The following is an 18,372-nucleotide window of genomic DNA, read 5'->3' as shown; positions in this document are numbered from 1 at the left end:
GTTTAAAATCATGGCCTTTTTTGTTTTTTTTAGATTATTTCTGAACTTTTATTTCAGTTCTTCTGTTCACCATTCTACCTTCTTCGCTATCGTTTGAGCTAATCGGTTCTTTTTCGCCATGACCAACAACAGTAAAATTACTGCCGTTTAAACCTGCATTGATAAAGTACGATTTTACTGCATTTGCACGATCGATAGAAAGTTGCATATTGTGATCAGGCGTACCTTCAGCAGATGAATGGCCGTTAAGTACAAATTTGGTACTTGGCGATTTTTTCATTTCTGCCACAGCTTTATCCAATATAGCGAATGAAGATGTTTTGAGGACAAACGAATTAAACTCAAACTGGATATTGTCTAAATTAAAGTTTGGTTTTTCAGCAGGGGCAGGCGCTTCTTCTTTCTCTGGAGCCGGTGCTGGTTTTTTCTCTTCTACCGGGGGTGCTGGTTTTTCAACAGGGGCAGGTGCTGGTTTTGCCACTAGTTTTTTTGTTTTACAAGAATACATTGTCAGTGTAAACAAGGCAATAAGTGTAGTAAATAAAAGGTTTTTGGTAATGTTCATGTTTTAAGATTAATTTAAGTTTATTGTGTGTTTGTTGCCCAAACATACTAATAAATGATTACAGCTATAACGATCTTTTTTCGCGGAACTTATATTTTTACATTTTGCCCTTAAAAAATGCGCTGCATCTCTTCCATTATTTTGTTGTAATTTATTTTTAATCAGCACTTTTTAAATACTGATTTCTTCAAACATATTCCTGAAAATTTCCTTTATCTATATATAATATTTTGATATGAACCGATTTGAAAACAAAGTAGCTTTAATTACCGGAAGTAGCCAAGGCATTGGTGCAGCATGTGCCTTGCGATTAGCCAAAGATGGTTGTGATATTATTCTAAATGGACATAAATTTGATGAAAGAGGTGAAAAACTTATTAAAGAGATAGAAGGGATGGGGAGAAGGGCGGCTTTTCTGGTAGCCGATTTAAGCAAGGCAAAAGAAGCCATTAAACTGGTAACCGATGCGGTTGCTACATTTGGAAATTTACACATTCTGGTGAATAACGCCGGGGTAGAAAAAAATGCAAACTTTTGGGAGGTTACGGAAGAAGACTATGATCTGGTGATGGATACCAATTTAAAAGGTGTTTTTTTTGCCATCCAGTCTTTTGTAAATTATTGTAGAAAACAAAATATAGCAGGAACCATGATTAACATGAGTTCTGTTCATGAAGAAATTGTATTTCCGCATTTTGCAGCATATTGTGCCAGTAAGGGTGGTTTAAGGATGTTAACCAGAAATCTTGCGACAGAATTGGCACCTTTTAACATCAGGATTAATAATGTAGCGCCAGGAGCGGTTTCAACACCCATTAATCAGGATTTACTAAATAATCAGGAACAATTGGAAAAAGTGCTTCAGAATATTCCATTAAGAAGGATGGGCAAAGTAGAAGATGTAGCGGCGGTGGTGGCTTTTCTGGCTTCTGATGATGCAGCTTATGTAACCGGATCAACTTATTTCGTAGATGGTGGCTTAACCTACCATTATGAAGAACAGTAAATTAATCTGTCTCGCGACTGATCTGTTTGTTCAGCTCTACAGCCGCACTAATTAAAGCCAGGTGTGTAAACGCTTGAGGGAAATTCCCCAGATGTTCCCCTTTTCTTCCCAGTTCTTCACTAAACAACAAAAGATGGTTGGAGTAACCGATCATCTTTTCAAAGTTTTCTACAGCACGTTCCAATTCTCCACTTTTGGCCAGCGCCTCAATAAACCAGAACGAACACATATTAAAAGTACCTTCTTCGCCTTCTAAACCATCAATTTTAGTCATACCATTTTTATAACGGTAAACCAGTACATCCAGAACCAGCTCTTCATCGATCATTTTCATGGTCGATAGCCAACGAGGCTCCAGGGGCGAAATAAAATGTGTTAAAGGCATTAATAAGGCACTGGCATCTACATGTTCAGCGCCCTTATATTGTACCCAGGCACCTAGTTTGTCATTCCAGAAATTATGGTAAATATCTTTGTAAATCTCACTGCGGATGTTGTGCCATTCACTTTCAGGGTAGGGGAACGATCGGTTTTCTGCAATTTTAATGGCCCTGTCCATTGCCACCCAACACATTAAACGGGTGTGTAGGAATTCTTTTTTGTCATTTCTGATTTCCCAGATGCCATGATCGGGTTTTTTCCATTGCTGGATTACACATTGAACCTGCTTTTCTATCAGTGTCCAAAATTCATAGGTTATCGGTTTGTGCGATTTGTTGTAAATGTAAACTGTATCAATTAGTTCGCCATAAATGTCTATTTGCAACTGTGTAGCGGCTTCATTGCCGATACGTACGGGTTTAGAAGAACGGTAACCTTCAAACTGACCGGCTTCAACTTCCTTTATTTTTGCGTTGCCATCAATCTGATATACCAGTTGCAGATCTACTTTTTGACATAAATTAAATATCCATTCCATAAAAGCCGTGGCTTCATCAAAAAAGCCCAGCCTTAAAAAAGCATACATGGTAAAAGCTGCGTCTCTGATCCAGGTGAAACGATAGTCCCAGTTTCTGTTCCCACCAATGGTTTCTGGTAAGCCAAAAGTTGGTGCGGCCACCACAGAACCAAATTCAGCCGAGGTCAATAATTTTAGGGTAATGGCAGATCTCCTGATAATTTCATCATACCGGCCTTTATAAGTCGTTTGGTTGATCCAGTCCCTCCAGTAATCAACCGTTTTGCGATAAGCATGTGCTGTATAATGATCTAATCCGGCTCCTGATTTTCCCTCCTCAATAATTTCCATGATGATGTGTGCCGTTTTCGACTCCTGCAGGGTAAATTCCGCATAACCAGTTCCCTTTTTGATATGTAAAGGTACATCTGCCTTTAATTTGATGGTGAGTTTATCAGTTTTAGAAAAAAAGACCAACGCATCGTTTTCGTGATCAATGGTATGCTTACTTTCGGTATAACCAAAACTGGGGACACAGAAAACTTTAAAAGTGATATCACCTCGAATGGATTTAATCTGTCGCACAATTGCACTTGGGAAGTCGGTTTCCTTCGAAAGTGGCATGTAATCGGTCAGCTCGGCAATGCCTTGCTCAGCAAAAAAACGGGTCAGTAAAACTGCCGTTCCTGGTAAATAAAGCTGTTTGCTCGTACAATTTTCCAATCGTGGCTCAACAGAAAAGTAACCTCCCTTTTCTGAGTCGAGCATAGCTGCAAAAACCGTTGGCGAATCAAACCTTGGTGCACACAAAAAATCAATAGAACCCTGTAGAGAAACTAAAGCAACAGTTTTCAGGTTACCAATAACACCATAGTTTTCTATAGGTTGGAAAGGTCTTTTCTTGTGGTTGGCCATATTAAGGTATATCCTAACCAAAGGAATAAGGCCATGATTTTGTTTTACCTTTTATAGCACTTCTGGTGCTGAAAATATTAAATGTTGGCTAAATTTTTAAATTGGGCATCAGGTTTAAAAAGGCTTGCGCATTTGCCGCATATTTCTTCTTATCTAATTTGAAATAAAATGCACCTTTTTTTGATCCGGTTCTGTCTTTTTCTGCCAACTTGATCAATAATCCCGTTGAAGTAATTTTACGGCTGAAGTTCCGGGTGTCGATTTTAGTATCGTTAACCTCTTCAAAAAGAATATGCAATTGTGGAATGGTAAACTTTTTAGGTAACATTTCGAACAGAATGGGGTGGAGTGCAGCCTTGTACCTCAGTTTTGTCCGGGCATCGGCAACCATTTGGTTATGGTCGAAGATCAGTTTGGGCCGCTCGTTAATCAAAAACCATTCGGCCTCGTAATCATCATTTAACTGTGTCTCATATTTATGGATATCAATCAAGGCAAAATACCCTACAGAAAGCGTACGCTCTATCGGATCGCGGTTAGGTTCGCCATAAATCTGCATCTGCTCTAAATACACACCCTCTAAGCCGGTCATTTTTTTGAGCACCCTGTTTGCTGCATCATCCGGACTTTCATCTGCACCCACAAAACCGCCCATTAAACTCCATTTGTTTATTTCGGGCTCTAAACCACGCTTAACCAATAGAATTTTAAGGTGTTCGCCATCAAATCCAAATACGATGCAGTCAACAGCAACAAGATAATGTGGCTGTCTGGAATATTCAATCATTTTTTATCAGAGGTTTTAAAGGCCTTAATATGTTCAAATTTTTACGAATATAAAAATTAATATTAATTGTCGTTTTGACAATTAATATTAATTTTATAATTTGGCGGCTTAGATACATTAAACTAAATGGCTTTCTTTTTTCTAACCAATTGAAAATATAACATGAACCAAACATTCGAACTCGATAGTAACCCACATACCCGGTTAAATATATTAACCGGAGAATGGGTTTTAGTATCTCCGCACCGCACTAAAAGACCATGGCAAGGTAAAGTTGAAGACATTACACCGGATAACCGCCCCGAATACGATCCAAAATGTTATTTGTGCCCTGGTAATGGCAGGGCAGATGGCGATAGCAATCCTGAATACACCGAAAGTTTTGTTTTTAACAATGATTTTGCGGCCTTGCTGGAAGATACTCCAGCTGGAGAAATGAACGAAGATGATCTGTTGGTTGCCAATAACCAGCGTGGACTTTGCAGGGTAATCAGTTTTAGCCCAAAACATAACCTTACACTTCCCGAAATGAGTATAGAAGCCATAACAGCTGTAGTGAATGTTTGGCAAACAGAATTCAATAACCTGGCCGAAAACGACTGGATCAAATACATTCAGATTTTTGAGAACAAAGGCGAAATAATGGGCTGTAGCAACCCGCATCCGCATGGTCAGATCTGGTCGCAAAGCGATATCCCTTTAGAAATTGCCAAAGAAACCGAACGTCAGAAAACCTATTATGCCGTTCACAGAAGGAGTTTACTGGCCGACTATTTAAAGCTCGAGCAAAAGAAGAAAGAACGGATTATATTCGAAAACGATCATTTTGCCGTATTAGTACCTTTTTGGGCGGTTTGGCCTTACGAAAACATGATCATCAGTAAACGCCATGTAAATAGCATAAAACTTTTTACTGCTGCCGAAAAGAAATCGCTGGCTGAAGCCATTAAAATATTGACAACCAAATACGATAACCTGTTCGAAACATCCTTCCCTTATTCAGCAGGTATGCACCAGGCTCCTGTGAATAACGGTTATTATCCTGAATGGCACTGGCACATGCATTTTTATCCGCCATTGTTGCGCTCTGCATCTGTTAAAAAATTCATGGTGGGTTATGAAATGTTGGCGAACCCACAGCGCGATATTACCCCTGAGTTTGCTGCCAGCCGTTTAAAAGAAATGTCTACAATACACTATAAAATCAGCAAAGCTGAAGACTAAAATTATTAGATAATGAATGCACAACATTTAAAGAATACGTTTAAAAAACTGTTCAATGCCGAACCGGTTTTGGTTCGTTCGCCGGGAAGGATCAATATTATTGGCGAGCATACCGATTATAACGGTGGTTTTGTAATGCCGGCAGCAATAGATAAAGCCATTTATGTAGCTATCTCTAAAAGGGAAGACGATGAAATTCATTTATTTTCGGAAAGTTATCAGCAGTTCGATATTTCATCGATTAAAAACTTAAAAAAATCAGAAAATAGCTGGGCCAATTATATATTGGGCGTGGCTGATCAGTTAAAGGAAAGAGGTTACAAGCTGGGCGGCTTTAATTTTTATATTGATGGGGATGTACCATTGGGTGCAGGTTTATCTTCTTCGGCTGCTGTAGAATGTGCTACCGGATTTGCACTCGATCAGCTTTTTTCGCTTGCTGTACCGAAAATGGATATCGCGTTAATTGCACAAAAGGCCGAGCAAACCTTTGCTGGTGTGAACTGTGGTATCATGGATCAGTTCGCCTCTGTATTTGGTAAAAAAGATCAGGCCATTATGCTCGATTGCAGATCAATGAAGCACATTTATATCCCGCTAAAATTAGATGGTTATAAACTATTGCTTCTAAATACGAATGTAAAACATGCGCTTGCCGATTCGGCTTACAACAAAAGAAGAGCGCAGTGCGAGCAGGGTGTGGCCTGGGTAAAAGAACATCATCCAACTGTAAATACACTACGTGACGTAGATTTAAGTATGTTAGAGGCCCATGTTAAACCGAAGGATCCGGAAGTATACACGAAATGCAGTTTCGTAGTGAAAGAAATCGGCCGTTTACTTACTGCTGCAGAACAACTCGAAAATGGTAATCTGCAAGGTTTGGGTAACCTGATGTTCGAAACGCATGAAGGCCTGAGCCAGGATTATGAAGTGAGCTGTAAGGAGCTGGATTTCCTGGTGGAGTCTGTTAAACCGCTCGGTTATGTATTGGGGGCCAGGATGATGGGTGGTGGTTTTGGTGGCTGCACCATCAACATTGTTAAAGAAGAAAAAATTGCCGAGCTCATCGAGGAGCTATCTTCTAAATATTTATTGCAGTTTGGCTTAAAGCTCGATGCTTATACCGTACAAACCGACAATGGAACAAGTTTATACAATTAATATAAAATAACCAAAGGTATACTAACCAAAATAAATCAATGAAGAACAATTTATTAGACACGAAGGATTACGTTGTATTCGCAATCTACTTCGTTATTGTAGCAGCCTATGGGCTCTACATTTACAACAAGAAAAAATCAGAATCTACGGGTTCTAAAGATTATTTTCTTGCCGAAGGCTCTTTAACCTGGTGGGCCATAGGTGCATCGTTAATCGCATCGAATATTTCGGCAGAGCAGTTTATCGGTATGAGTGGTTCAGGCTTTAAAATGGGGCTGGCCATTGCAACTTACGAATGGATGGGCGCACTAACCTTAGTGGTGGTAGCGGTATTCTTCATTCCCGTTTATTTGAAAAATAAGATCGCAACAATGCCACAGTTTTTGCATCAACGCTATAACGGTACCGTGGCGATGATTATGGCAGTGTTCTGGTTACTGCTGTATGTAGTGGTAAATCTCACTTCAATTCTTTATCTGGGTGCGCTAGCCGTAAGCAGTATTTCTGGCTTCGACTTAAAATTCTGTATGTATGCCATTGCTGCTTTTGCCATCATCATTACGCTCGGCGGGATGAAAGTAATTGGTTATACCGATGTAATTCAGGTGTTTTTCTTGATTCTGGGCGGTTTAGCCACCACTTATCTGGCTTTGAACCTCGTTTCTTCACACTACGGAACATCGGGTATCTTTGAAGGATATAGCTTAATGACTTCTAAAGCATCCGAACATTTCCATATGATATTAAAGCCTGATAACGAGAATTATATCGATTTACCAGGTTTAAGTGTATTAGTTGGTGGTATGTGGATCGTGAACTTAAACTATTGGGGCTGTAACCAGTACATCACACAACGCGCTTTGGGAGCCAGTTTAGATACTGCCCGTGGGGGTATTCTTTTTGCAGCTTTCTTAAAACTGTTAATGCCGATTATTGTGGTATTACCAGGTATTGCCGCTTACGTTTTATATAAAGATGGTGCGTTTCAGTCAGAAATGATTCAGGGCGGCTCGGTAAATCCTGACCGTGCTTATCCGGTATTGTTAAACTTGCTTCCTGCCGGATTAAAAGGACTTTCCTTCGCAGCATTAACGGCTGCGGTTGTAGCTTCATTGGCTGGTAAGGCAAACAGTATTGCCACCATATTTACGTTAGATATTTATAAAAAAGTATTAAATGTTGATGCCTCAGAAAAAAATCTCGTTACAACCGGTAAAATTTCCATTGTTGTAGCCATGATTCTTGGTGTAGTTATCGCACCATTCCTGGGTATCGATAAAAAAGGTGGTTTTCAATATATTCAAGAATATACCGGCTTTGTATCCCCGGGTATTTTTGCCATGTTTATCTTAGGTTTCTTCTGGAAAAGAACAACTTCCGGAGCTGCATTATTTGCTACCATTGGTGGTTTTGGCCTGTCTATTTTTCTTAAATTCTTACCAAACATGGCCGATCTTTCATGGTTGTCGGGATCAGGTTTTTCTGTTAAAAATGCAGCCGGAGTTTACGAAATTCCATTTTTAGACCGTATGGGTTTTGTATTTATATTCTGTATTCTTGGAATGGTAATCATCAGCCTGTCAAGTAACAAAGCCAAGGCAGAAGCTAAAGGACTGGCCATTGATGCCAAAATGTTTAAAACCTCTACCAGTTTTGCAGTAGGTGCTTTAATCATCATCGGCTTACTGGTTGCACTTTACAGTGTATATTGGTAAACGATAATTTATAATAAACAAGAAAGGGATAAGGTCGTTAGATTTTATCCCTTTTTTTCTAATAACCAATAACGATGATCAATAGCGATCGCATGAAGAGCAAAATTTTGATGTCCTTCATTTCTTGATGGTCGAATGATTAAATTAGCGTCTCCTCTTTTAATCCTCTGCCGGTGTCAGTTTCTTCACCAGCCAGGGTAGAGTAAGTCCCTGCCCGATAAGTGTAAAAAGTACCACCACTACCGAAATAAATATAATGGCATTGCGCTGGGGGAAAGCACTGCCATCAGCTAAAGTTGCAGGCAGTCCAATCGCAATAGCAAGCGAAACAATGCCCCGCATGCCCGACCAGCTGATGATTAAACTGTTTTTAAAGTCTAATAATGCATCTTCAGTAATCCTGTGTTTGCCTTTTTGAAAAGCTTTTTGAAGATTAAATTTTTGCAGAAAAACACGCGCCATCCTGAGCAGCAATGCCACAATAGTAATCACCAGCGAATAACCGATGTAAGGCAAGATATCGGCACTATTGATATTTTTATACACATAAGGAAACTGTAATCCAATTAAAATGAAAATCAGTCCGTTCAATAAAAAGATAATAATATCCCAAATGTTTTTCGATTGGTTTTTAAGCGGCTCCGGAAATACCATATTGCTGAATCTCGAAATACCCAATCCCAGCATTACCACTGCAATTACACCTGAAACATGTATTTCTTCTGCAATTAAGTAGGTAACAAAAGGCATTAATAACAAAAAGCTAATGGTAGCCAACCGGTTATCATGTATCCTTTTAAGGATAAAAGCTAAAATCCTCGCCATCACCATGCCCACCAGAAAACCTCCCACCATTAAAATGGCAAACTCCAGCGATGCCTTCCAAAATACAAAAGCTGTTCCTGTTACGGCGGCAACGGCAAAGCGATAGGCAACGAGTGCCGAAGCATCATTAACCAAACTTTCGCCCTCCAGAATGGTATTGGTTTTATGCGATAAACCCAATCCTTTGGTAATGCTCATGGCAGCTACGGCATCTGTAGCTGAAAGAATGGCACCCAATACAAAAGATATTGGCCAGCTCATCCCCGGGATCAAATAATGTGCAACCACTGCAATACCGATTGCGGTGATAAATACCAGCGTTATCGCCAAAGCAAATATGGTGTTGATATTGGTTTTAAATTCCTTAAATGAAATATTGAAAGCCGCATCGTAAAGCAAAGGAGGCAAAAATATCAGGAAAATAATTTCAGGATTGATATCGATTGGTGGTAAGGAAGGGATAAAACCAACGGCAATACCGGCAATGATCAATAAAATAGGATAGGGGATTTTAATGTGATCGGCGATAGAGGAAAGCCCGATCATCACTGCTAAAATAAATATGACAATGGCATAATTTTCATAGTTGTGATGTCGATTGTTTAATGATTATCGGAAGAACAGGCACAAAATATACGTTTAGTACCGGATTACAAAGTTTATCATCAAAAACTAATCAACAGATATCAGGCATTGGTCAATAGCCGCTGAAAAAAATAAAGAAAACTGAAAGCTCAGGATATAAAAAAAGATGTTAGCGCTGTAATCTTGGCCTTTTGCTTTTAAAAGGTTGATTGCCCTGTGGTTTTGCCGTTTTGGCAGGACTTTCCTCCTCAGAAACTTTAACCGTAATCACATTACCTTTAAACGTTTCTCCATTTAAGGTGGATACAATGTTTTTTGCATCCGGGAGACTGTATATTTCTAGAAAAGCATAGCCCTTACATTTGCCTGTAGCTCTATCGCGAACAATTTTAATCGTTTCTACCCTACCATGAAGGCTAACCAATATTGCCAAATCCATCTCTTGGATATTGTCGGGAAGGCCACCTATAAAAATCTTAACCATTTATGTTGTAATTTGAGAGAACGTCCGGCAGAATTAATCTTAAATCCAGAGCTGTTCTTTTAGACCTGCAAAATAAGCAAAATGATATTCTTACCCAAACTAATTGAATGAATTCTAACTCATTTTTATCATTAATTTGTGATGAGCAGAGATATGTATTGATGTTGACCGGCAGAAAATGTACATTCGCTTTCTAATCATCAAAAAATAAGTTAAATATGAGCAGCTATAGGTTAAAATCTGTAATTCTAATTGCGTTTCTGGTTTTCAGTTCGAAGTTTATACAAGCTAAAATTTTATTGCCTTCAGTTTTCAGCGATAACATGGTTTTACAGCAAAAAACCAACGCAGCCATTTGGGGTAAAGCCACGGCGGGAAAAGCGGTTAAAATAAACGTTTCATGGAACAAGGTAAATTATGGAACCATTACCGATGCCAATGGCAATTGGAAATTAAAGGTTGCAACACCCGCTTATGGAGGTCCGTATACCATCACCATTTCGGATGGCGAATTGCTGGTTCTCAATAATGTATTGATTGGAGATGTATGGATTTGCTCTGGCCAATCGAATATGGAAATGCCTCTGGCTGGCTGGGGTAAAATCGTTAATTATGAAAAAGAAATTGCCGATGCTAAATATCCGAACATCCGTTTATTGCAGGCGGAACACGTTACCAGTGACTTACCTATAAATGATGCTAAAGTAGTGAACAGCGGCTGGCAGGAATGTAGCCCGAAATATATCGCCGAATTTTCTTCTACTGCCTATTTCTTTGCACGGGAGGTTTATGAAAAAACCAAAATCCCTATTGGCCTGATCCATACTTCATGGGGAGGAACGATTGCCGAAGCCTGGACCAGTGCCGAATCACTTAAAAAAATGGCCGATTTTTCAACAGCAGTTGATAAGATCAGGGCGCAGGCTAAAAACCCTTCTACGGTTTCTTATGAAGAGAAAGTACAGAATTGGGTTAAAATGACTACTGATAAAGATTCTGGTTACCAGGCGGGACAAGCGAAATGGGCTATGTCAGAAACTGCAGATTGGAAAAGCATGACTTTGCCTGTTTTATGGGAAGATGCGTCCCTTAAGAATTTCGATGGTGTGGTGTGGTTTAGCAGAAAGATTACGATACCCCAGAATTGGAAAACCAGCGGGATTAAACTGGATTTAGGTGCCATTGATGATAATGATATCACCTATGTAAACGGTGTAAAAGTTGGCGCAACCGAAGGATGGAACCTAGCACGGGCCTATGCTATACCGGCAGATCTGCTCAAACCTGGCGAGAATATCATCACTGTACGGGTTTTTGATAGCGGCGGCGGTGGTGGTATATATGGCGAAGCGAAAGATTTAAATTTAACCAATAATGCCGGAGAGAAAATTTCGCTCGCTGGCGATTGGAAATATAAGGTTGGCCTGGATTTGAAAAATGTGGAGGCTAAACCCTACGAAGATAATGGTCCGAACCGACCTACCGTTTTGTATAATGCCATGATACATCCTTTTCTGCAATTTTCAATCAAAGGTGCCATTTGGTATCAGGGCGAAAGCAATGCCGATAGGGCTTACCAATACCGCGAATTATTTCCGACGATGATCAAAGACTGGCGCCAGAAATGGGGACAGGGTGATTTTCCTTTCTATTTTGTTCAATTGGCCAATTATATGCAGGTCGACAATGCTCCTGTAGAATCGGCCTGGGCAGAGCTTAGAGAGGCACAGCAAAAAACACTTTCGCTGCCAAATACCGGCATGGCGACCATTATCGATATTGGCGATGCAAAAGATATTCACCCAAAAAACAAACAAGAGGTAGGTAAAAGGTTAGGTTTAATTGCTTTAGCAAAAACCTATGGACAGAAAAATAACTATTCAGGTCCTGTTTATCAATCAAGCAAAGCAGAAGGAAAACAGATCCGTTTAACTTTTGGCAATACCGAAAATGGACTAAAAGCAGATGGCGGCAAAGAACTTACTGGTTTTGCCATTGCAGGTGCAGATAAAAAGTTTTATTGGGCGAAAGCAAGCATTCAGGGAAATCAGATCATCGTGAGTAGCGATCAGGTAGCCAATCCAGTTGCCGTTCGCTATGCATGGGGAAATAATCCTGTGTGCAACCTGGTTAGTAACGACGGCCTGCCAGCATCGCCATTTAGAACTGATACCTGGCAGGGCATTACCTTTGGAAAGAAATAATTTCATAAAATCACTTTCAAGTAGAACCCAACAGTTTAGAAAAGATAAATTGTTGGGTTTTATTTTTTAATAATCCGAATTTGATTGATAACATACCATTAAAGATCTCTTATACTTGTTTTTGACCCAAAGCCATCACCCTATCTGATTTTGATGTCGGGATCAGGCCTAGCTAACAGGAATGACGTTGATATCACGATCAGATCAGCGACGACATCACGATTGTGAGGTGAGGAAGCTAAAGTTAATTACTACAGGTAAATGTTGATTTGAATTTAGGTTAATTGATTGATAATTAATATTTTGACTTGTTTTTTTTATATTTACTAAATCGTTTTAATATTCGTTCATATTTATTAGTTTTATGGCATAATGATCTAACCAATAAATCCTTTATGAAAATAGTAGTCACATCCATTTGTTTTCTTGTTTCCTATCTAACCATTGATACCCTAAATGCGCAAAGTTTAACAGAATTTAATAAAGCACCACTAAAACAGAATGTTTATGTACAACTGCCAATAGGTAGCATAAAAGCCAAAGGATGGCTGTTGAAACAGTTGGAGCAGCAAAGAGATGGTGCTACAGGAATGGCAGAAGAGCTGTATCCGGAAAAAGATAATTTAGGCAAAAATTCCGACTGGCTTGGTGGAGATGGAAGCGGATGGGAGCGTGTACCTTATTATGTTAAAGGTTTGGTGGCCCTGGCTTACACATTAGATGATACCGCACTTAAAGCAAAAGCACAAAAATACATCGATTGGACTTTAAACAACCAACAAGCCAATGGCTTGTTCGGTCCGGTGAAAATGAAAGATTGGTGGCCACGCATGCCTATGATGTATGCCCTGCAAAGTTATTATGAGGCTACAAACGATAAAAGGGTTATTCCTTTTCTGTCGAAATATTTTAAATATGAACTGGCTAACCTTGATGCCGATCCATTAAAGGAATGGGGGAAATCAAGAGCGGGCGATAACATGGAAATCGCCATTTGGCTTTACAATAAAACAGGTGATCAAGACCTGTTAAAACTGGTCGAAAAATTAAAACAACAGGCTTATCCCTGGATCGACATCTATAGCAACAATGAGTTTTACTATTATGGCGATGATTTTCAGCCAAAACATATGGTAAATGTTGCTCAGGCATTGAAATTTCCAGTTGTTTATGCACAATTGAATGATAGTCCAACAAACCGTGAAGCACTTTTTAAGGGGATACAGCACATTATGCACGACCATGGTCAACCAGAAGGTCTGGGTTCTGGAACCGAATTTCTTGCAGGCACCAGCAGTATAGAAGGTGTAGAAACCTGTACGGTAGTAGAATGGATGCAAAGTTTAGAAACAGCTGCAAAAGTTATTCATGATGCCCGTATTGGCGATCAATTGGAGAAAGTAGCTTTTAATGCCCTACCAGCCCAGTTTAGCAGGGATTTTAAAAATCATTCTTACTACACTTTGCCTAACCAGGTGCAAAGTGTACACGGAGAACATGGGTTTAATCAGGATTATGGAACAGGTATCGTTTCCAGTCCTTATTCTGGTTATGGTTGCTGCCGTTACAATATGCATATGGGCTGGCCTTACTTTGTAAAAAGCAGCGTGGTAGCTACTCCAGATCGTGGCCTTGCTATAATTACCTATGGCCCTATGGAAATTGAAACTTTGGTAACTGGTAATAAAAAAATAAAAATTAGTGAAGAAACCAATTATCCTTTTGAAGAGCAGATTAAATTAAAGCTAGGACTTGCTGTTCCCGTTTCGTTTCCATTAATTTTAAGAATTCCCGCATGGGCCGTTAAACCAACTGTAAAACTAAACGGAACAGTGTTAAATGGTGTAAAAGCAGGTGAAATGTTCACCATTAACCGCCAATGGAAAGATCAGGATGAATTGCAACTGGATTTTCCGATGCAGATAGCCACACAAATGCAAGTGAACAATTCAGTTAGTGTTGAACGTGGTCCTATTGTCTATGCACTCGAAATTAAAGCAGCAAATAAAATCACCAAAACACATCCGGTTGCTGGTTTTACAGATTACGAAATCCGTCCTGAATCGGCCTGGAATTATGGTTTATCCTTGGGTAAAGGAAATCTAAATAATGTGGTTAAAGTGGTGAAATCGGCAATGCCCGAAAATCCTTACATTGCAGCAAATTCACCCGTTAAATTAAAAATACAAGGCAGGAAAATCCCATCGTGGGGTTTGGGCTACAATAAAGTTTCGGCTTTTGATGTCCCTTTCAGTCCGGTTGCTTCAACAGAAAAAGAAGAGGAGATTACCTTGGTGCCTTATGGGTCAGAAAATATCCGTTTAAGTTTATTCCCGGTAATCGGTCAGCCTAAAAAAGCAAATCAGCATCTGGTAGAAAATTTCGATACAGGAATGGCAGCTAACTGGGTGTTCTATGGCGGAGGCTGGTTCTGGAAAGATGGTCAGGTAAATTCGGCATCAAATGCGGGTTCAGGAGGTTATGGCATCAACGGTTCTAAATATGTGGCTAACGGAACAGATTTTAAAGACTTTACTTATCAGGCAGATGTAAAAATCAATACCGCCGGCGATGCGGGGCTAATGTTCCGGGTTTCCAATCCTGCTATTGGTCCTGATGCGTATGAAGGGTATTACGTAGGATTAAATCAACTTACAGGAACTGTACAATTGGGAAAAGCGAGTGATCAAAAATGGACCGTTTTACGATCGGAAAAATACCCTGTTGAAATGAACCAAATGTATACCTTGAAAATAGTAGCCAAAGGAGATAAATTTGATATTTTTATCAACGGATCAGCGAAAGCTGTTCTCTCGGCAACAGATAGTCAATATCAATCCGGTAGTATAGGATTAAGAGCATACAAGGCTTTGGCCAGCTTCGATTCCGTAAAGATTAACGCTTTTTAACAATAGCCAGGTACGATAGTAAACTTTGCGGCAAGGAATTTGTTAACGTATTAGCAATAAATAAAAATAAGATTATGAAATTATACAAATCAATACCCATAATGCTCTTTGGTCTTGCACTTGCAGCAGGTTGCGTAAGCAATAAAAAATATGCTGAACTTCAGGATACCTATTCAAAACTGAGAGAAAGAAATCAGGAGCTGAGCAATAAATATCAGGATAGCCAACGCGAACTGAGCGGCAGCACCAGCAGGGTAAAAAGTTTAGAAGAGCAAATTGCTTCAGAAAAAGCCAATGTTACCGCTTTACAAGATGCTTTGAACAAATGTTTAAATTCGAGTAATCAGGGCAATGTTAACATTTCAAAATTAGTAGATGAGATCAATAGCTCTAATAAATACATCAAACAATTGGTAAATGCCAAAAATAAAAGTGATTCACTTAATATGGTGTTAACCAATAATTTAACCCGCTCGTTAAGCAGGGAAGAACTCGGTGATGTTGATGTTCAGGTACTTAAAGGTGTGGTTTACATCTCTTTAGCTGATAATATGTTGTACAAATCGGGTAGTTACGAGGTTTCTGATAAAGCTGGAGAAACCTTAAGCAAAATTGCTAAAATCATTAAAGACTACGATACCTACGATGTATTGATAGAAGGTAATACCGATAATGTGCCAATCACACAAACCAATATCCGCAATAACTGGGATTTAAGTGCCTTACGCGCTTCATCAGTAGTACAGGTATTGCAGACCAAATATGCAGTTGATCCTAAACGTTTAACAGCAGGTGGCCGTGGTGAGTTTAACCCGATTGCAGACAATACTACAGTAGGAGGGAAAGCGAAAAACAGACGTACACAGATCATCATTACGCCTAAGTTAGATCAGTTTATGGATCTGATCGGGAAAGCGCCAGAGCAGTCACAAAAATAAAATTAAAATAATAGTCATTTAAAGGGTTGGAATTAATTTCTAACCCTTTTTTGTTTATCAGAGTTTTCCTTTCCCTAATTAACATCTTATTTTTTATAAGGCAGTCGATAAAATTTTATCCCTGATACGATATTTCTATGACGCCTTTAGCCTTTTGTAAATGTATATTTATTATATCGGTAATTCATCCAATTACAATTCTTCTCGCAGATGTACCATTGCGGTATTCTCTAATCTTGAATTTAAGATGGTTATTTCTTATTCCAGTTGCCGTATTGTCTGTGCAATGTGTTTTGATCTTATCAAACTATAGTCGTTTAATAAAATGAGCAGAGATAAAAAAAAGGAGTGAGCGTAAGTAAAAAGGCGCCTTCAGATTATCAATCAGGAAAAGGTAAATCGGCTAAAGAGCAAGATTAAAGTACTGTTGGCTATAAATAAAGCTCATTTATACAAAAAAGTTCCTAACCTTGATTAGAAACTTTTTTGTATGTATTCTTTGCCTTTTTATTCAGCAGCTGCCTCTTGATTGACGAAACTTTCTGCTATCTCTGTCAAAGTAACATCTGTAGCTTTTTCATTTTCTAAAGTTTGTGCCAGTAAGTTAGCCACTTCGGTATGCCCCATATTTTCAGCAAAAACTTTTAGGGTGCCATATGTGGCAATCTCATAATGCTCTACTTTTTGTGCAGCTAAAATTAACCCCGCATCGCGAATCATTGTACCCTTATCTGTTTCTTCAATAATTCCGTTTGCTTCTTCTAATAACCCAGCCATCGCATCGCATTTCTTAGCGGTAGCTTTTTCATCCAATAGTGAAAATATTTGCACTAATGTTTCAATGTGGGTTTCGGTTTCTGCTGTATGTTTGTCGAATGCAGCGGCCAGCTCGCTACTGGTTGCTGCTTTTTTCATTTTAGGCAACGCCTTTGCCAGATGCTGCTCTGCCCAGTAAATGTCTTTTAATTCGTCAACAAAAAACTTATGGAATTCAGAGTCTTCCATTTTGCCTGTTTTGTTTTGAGGTTTTGCCGATGATTTCAAATTTACTGAAGATGATTTTGTACTTGCGCTAGCGGTTTTTTTCGCGGCGGTGCTTGCTTTTGTAGCAGGAGATTTTGTACTTGTTTTTGTTGTAGTTGCCATAGTTGTATTTTTATAGGTGCTGTATGAACAACCATGCCCGCAGTTAAAAGGTTTGGAGAATCTCATATAAATAAAAAAGCATCAGTCAGTGACTAATGCTTTTATAATTGGATTAATTTCTCCAATCATATGGTTTATGCTTTAAAATAATCAAGAGATACGGATTGTTTTTTTTGCTGGTTTAAATAAGCGGTAATCTGATTTAATGTAATGCACCGGGTGGCTCTTACTGCCGATTTCAGTGCTTCAGAAGTAACGCCTAGCCGGTTTGCCCAATAGTTTCTATCTGTTTCCTCAGATAGTAGGATGATTTCTTCTTGAAGGCCTGATGTTTGGTTGAGATTTTTCATGATTGGAGTGATTTAATTAGATAAATAACAATACAAGCTCGTTTTCGTAGTATAAAAGTAGTCTTTTTTATTTTAAATAACAATATGTGAATCAGTTTGTTATGAAAATATGTTTTTGTAAGTGTATTTTTATTTTATAAGTGGTAATTGAGCAAACTTGCTAAATAATGATGCCTGGTAATGTTAAAAATAGGGTAAATGAGTTTTTGTTATAGCAAATTCTTAATAAAATATTTCCGAAAGCATGATTAATAAATAAATCAGATTTAAATTTATCTGTAAAAGATGATAACCAGTAAAAAAAAAGATTAGTATAGCTTTAAGTTGTGCAAATATTTGTGTTTATGTATTTTTAATTATACGTTATTTTGCTATAATTGTATGTTTTTTTAAAGAATATATGAACGACAAAAGGAAGGGAGAAGTTATTCTGATTGATATTGAACAAGGTTATGGAATCATTGTTGATGAAAATGGACAGGATATTCTTTTCCTTTTAAGTCATACATCCCGCCACATGAATATAAATTCAAAAGTAATTTTTGAAATAGTATTAAGCAGTAAAGGTTTAACCGCCGTTGATGTTGAGCTTGAAATAGAGATGGCTCGGGGTTAATTTAATGGTTTTTGTACAAAAGAATATCTGTTTTGGCATCT

At 38.7% G+C, this 18,372-nt stretch carries 15 protein-coding genes; 8 read left to right on the top strand and 7 right to left on the bottom strand.

Annotation, left to right across the window (positions count from 1 at the left end; genetic code table 11):
• Positions 1-34 precede the first annotated feature (34 nt).
• Positions 35-565: an OmpA family protein gene (locus AC04Q1_RS24555; protein WP_478367189.1), complete on the bottom strand. Its 531-nt coding sequence runs from the start codon at positions 563-565 to the stop codon at positions 35-37.
• A 235-nt stretch (positions 566-800) separates the two neighbouring features.
• On the opposite strand from AC04Q1_RS24555, the gene AC04Q1_RS24550 reads away from it, so the two are divergent.
• Positions 801-1,571 carry an SDR family NAD(P)-dependent oxidoreductase gene (locus AC04Q1_RS24550; RefSeq protein WP_478367188.1) on the top strand — a complete coding sequence of 257 codons (771 nt, stop codon included), beginning with the start codon at positions 801-803 and terminating at the stop codon, positions 1,569-1,571.
• Position 1,572: 1 nt separating this feature from the next.
• Here AC04Q1_RS24550 and AC04Q1_RS24545 read toward each other — a convergent pair whose 3' ends face one another.
• Together AC04Q1_RS24545 and AC04Q1_RS24540 are read right to left on the bottom strand one after the other, a co-directional pair.
• The gene (locus AC04Q1_RS24545) at positions 1,573-3,384 is read right to left on the bottom strand and encodes a glycoside hydrolase family 15 protein (RefSeq protein WP_478367187.1); all 1,812 of its coding nucleotides are present in this window, start codon (positions 3,382-3,384) and stop codon (positions 1,573-1,575) included.
• An 88-nt stretch (positions 3,385-3,472) separates the two neighbouring features.
• Positions 3,473-4,171 (bottom strand): NUDIX hydrolase, encoded by a 699-nt coding sequence (locus tag AC04Q1_RS24540; RefSeq protein ID WP_478367186.1) that lies wholly within the window; start codon positions 4,169-4,171, stop codon positions 3,473-3,475.
• A gap of 162 nt (positions 4,172-4,333) precedes the next feature.
• Here AC04Q1_RS24540 and AC04Q1_RS24535 point away from each other — a divergent pair, with 162 nt between their 5' ends.
• The 3 genes from AC04Q1_RS24535 to AC04Q1_RS24525 are packed head-to-tail and all read left to right on the top strand — an operon-like array spanning position 4,334 to position 8,274.
• Entirely contained in the window at positions 4,334-5,395 is a 1,062-nt protein-coding gene (locus AC04Q1_RS24535) for a UDP-glucose--hexose-1-phosphate uridylyltransferase (protein ID WP_478367185.1), read from the top strand.
• A gap of 12 nt (positions 5,396-5,407) precedes the next feature.
• Positions 5,408-6,559: a galactokinase gene (locus AC04Q1_RS24530; protein WP_478367184.1), complete on the top strand. Its 1,152-nt coding sequence runs from the start codon at positions 5,408-5,410 to the stop codon at positions 6,557-6,559.
• A 38-nt stretch (positions 6,560-6,597) separates the two neighbouring features.
• The gene (locus AC04Q1_RS24525) at positions 6,598-8,274 is read left to right on the top strand and encodes a sodium/sugar symporter (RefSeq protein WP_478367183.1); all 1,677 of its coding nucleotides are present in this window, start codon (positions 6,598-6,600) and stop codon (positions 8,272-8,274) included.
• Between the two features lie 159 nt (positions 8,275-8,433).
• Here AC04Q1_RS24525 and AC04Q1_RS24520 read toward each other — a convergent pair whose 3' ends face one another.
• Together AC04Q1_RS24520 and AC04Q1_RS24515 are read right to left on the bottom strand one after the other, a co-directional pair.
• The gene (locus AC04Q1_RS24520) at positions 8,434-9,657 is read right to left on the bottom strand and encodes a Na+/H+ antiporter (RefSeq protein WP_478367192.1); all 1,224 of its coding nucleotides are present in this window, start codon (positions 9,655-9,657) and stop codon (positions 8,434-8,436) included.
• A gap of 196 nt (positions 9,658-9,853) precedes the next feature.
• The gene (locus tag AC04Q1_RS24515) at positions 9,854-10,168 is read right to left on the bottom strand and encodes an RNA recognition motif domain-containing protein (RefSeq protein ID WP_478367182.1); all 315 of its coding nucleotides are present in this window, start codon (positions 10,166-10,168) and stop codon (positions 9,854-9,856) included.
• Between the two features lie 218 nt (positions 10,169-10,386).
• On the opposite strand from AC04Q1_RS24515, the gene AC04Q1_RS24510 reads away from it, so the two are divergent.
• The 3 genes from AC04Q1_RS24510 to AC04Q1_RS24500 all read left to right on the top strand — a co-directional run bounded on the left by AC04Q1_RS24510 (position 10,387) and on the right by AC04Q1_RS24500 (position 16,219).
• Complete coding sequence (locus tag AC04Q1_RS24510; protein ID WP_478367181.1) at positions 10,387-12,372, top strand: sialate O-acetylesterase; 1,986 nt, start codon at positions 10,387-10,389, stop codon at positions 12,370-12,372.
• Positions 12,373-12,767: 395 nt separating this feature from the next.
• Complete coding sequence (locus tag AC04Q1_RS24505; protein ID WP_478367180.1) at positions 12,768-15,281, top strand: beta-L-arabinofuranosidase domain-containing protein; 2,514 nt, start codon at positions 12,768-12,770, stop codon at positions 15,279-15,281.
• A gap of 74 nt (positions 15,282-15,355) precedes the next feature.
• Positions 15,356-16,219, top strand: coding sequence for an OmpA/MotB family protein (locus AC04Q1_RS24500; RefSeq protein ID WP_478367179.1), 864 nt, complete (start codon positions 15,356-15,358; stop codon positions 16,217-16,219).
• Positions 16,220-16,726: 507 nt separating this feature from the next.
• Here AC04Q1_RS24500 and AC04Q1_RS24495 read toward each other — a convergent pair.
• Positions 16,727-17,365, bottom strand: a complete 639-nt coding sequence (locus tag AC04Q1_RS24495; RefSeq protein WP_478367178.1) for a YciE/YciF ferroxidase family protein — start codon at positions 17,363-17,365, stop codon at positions 16,727-16,729.
• A gap of 134 nt (positions 17,366-17,499) precedes the next feature.
• The gene (locus AC04Q1_RS24490; RefSeq protein WP_478367177.1) at positions 17,500-17,715 is read right to left on the bottom strand and encodes a DUF3606 domain-containing protein; all 216 of its coding nucleotides are present in this window, start codon (positions 17,713-17,715) and stop codon (positions 17,500-17,502) included.
• Positions 17,716-18,115: 400 nt separating this feature from the next.
• Between AC04Q1_RS24490 and AC04Q1_RS24485 the strand changes: the two genes are divergently transcribed.
• Positions 18,116-18,331: a cold-shock protein gene (locus AC04Q1_RS24485; protein ID WP_478367176.1), complete on the top strand. Its 216-nt coding sequence runs from the start codon at positions 18,116-18,118 to the stop codon at positions 18,329-18,331.
• The last annotated feature ends 41 nt before the right edge of the window (positions 18,332-18,372 follow it).

This window comes from Pedobacter humicola (genome assembly GCF_056490705.1).
Note: the sequence above shows the minus strand (reverse complement) of the source record. Positions and strands in the feature narration are given on the sequence as shown.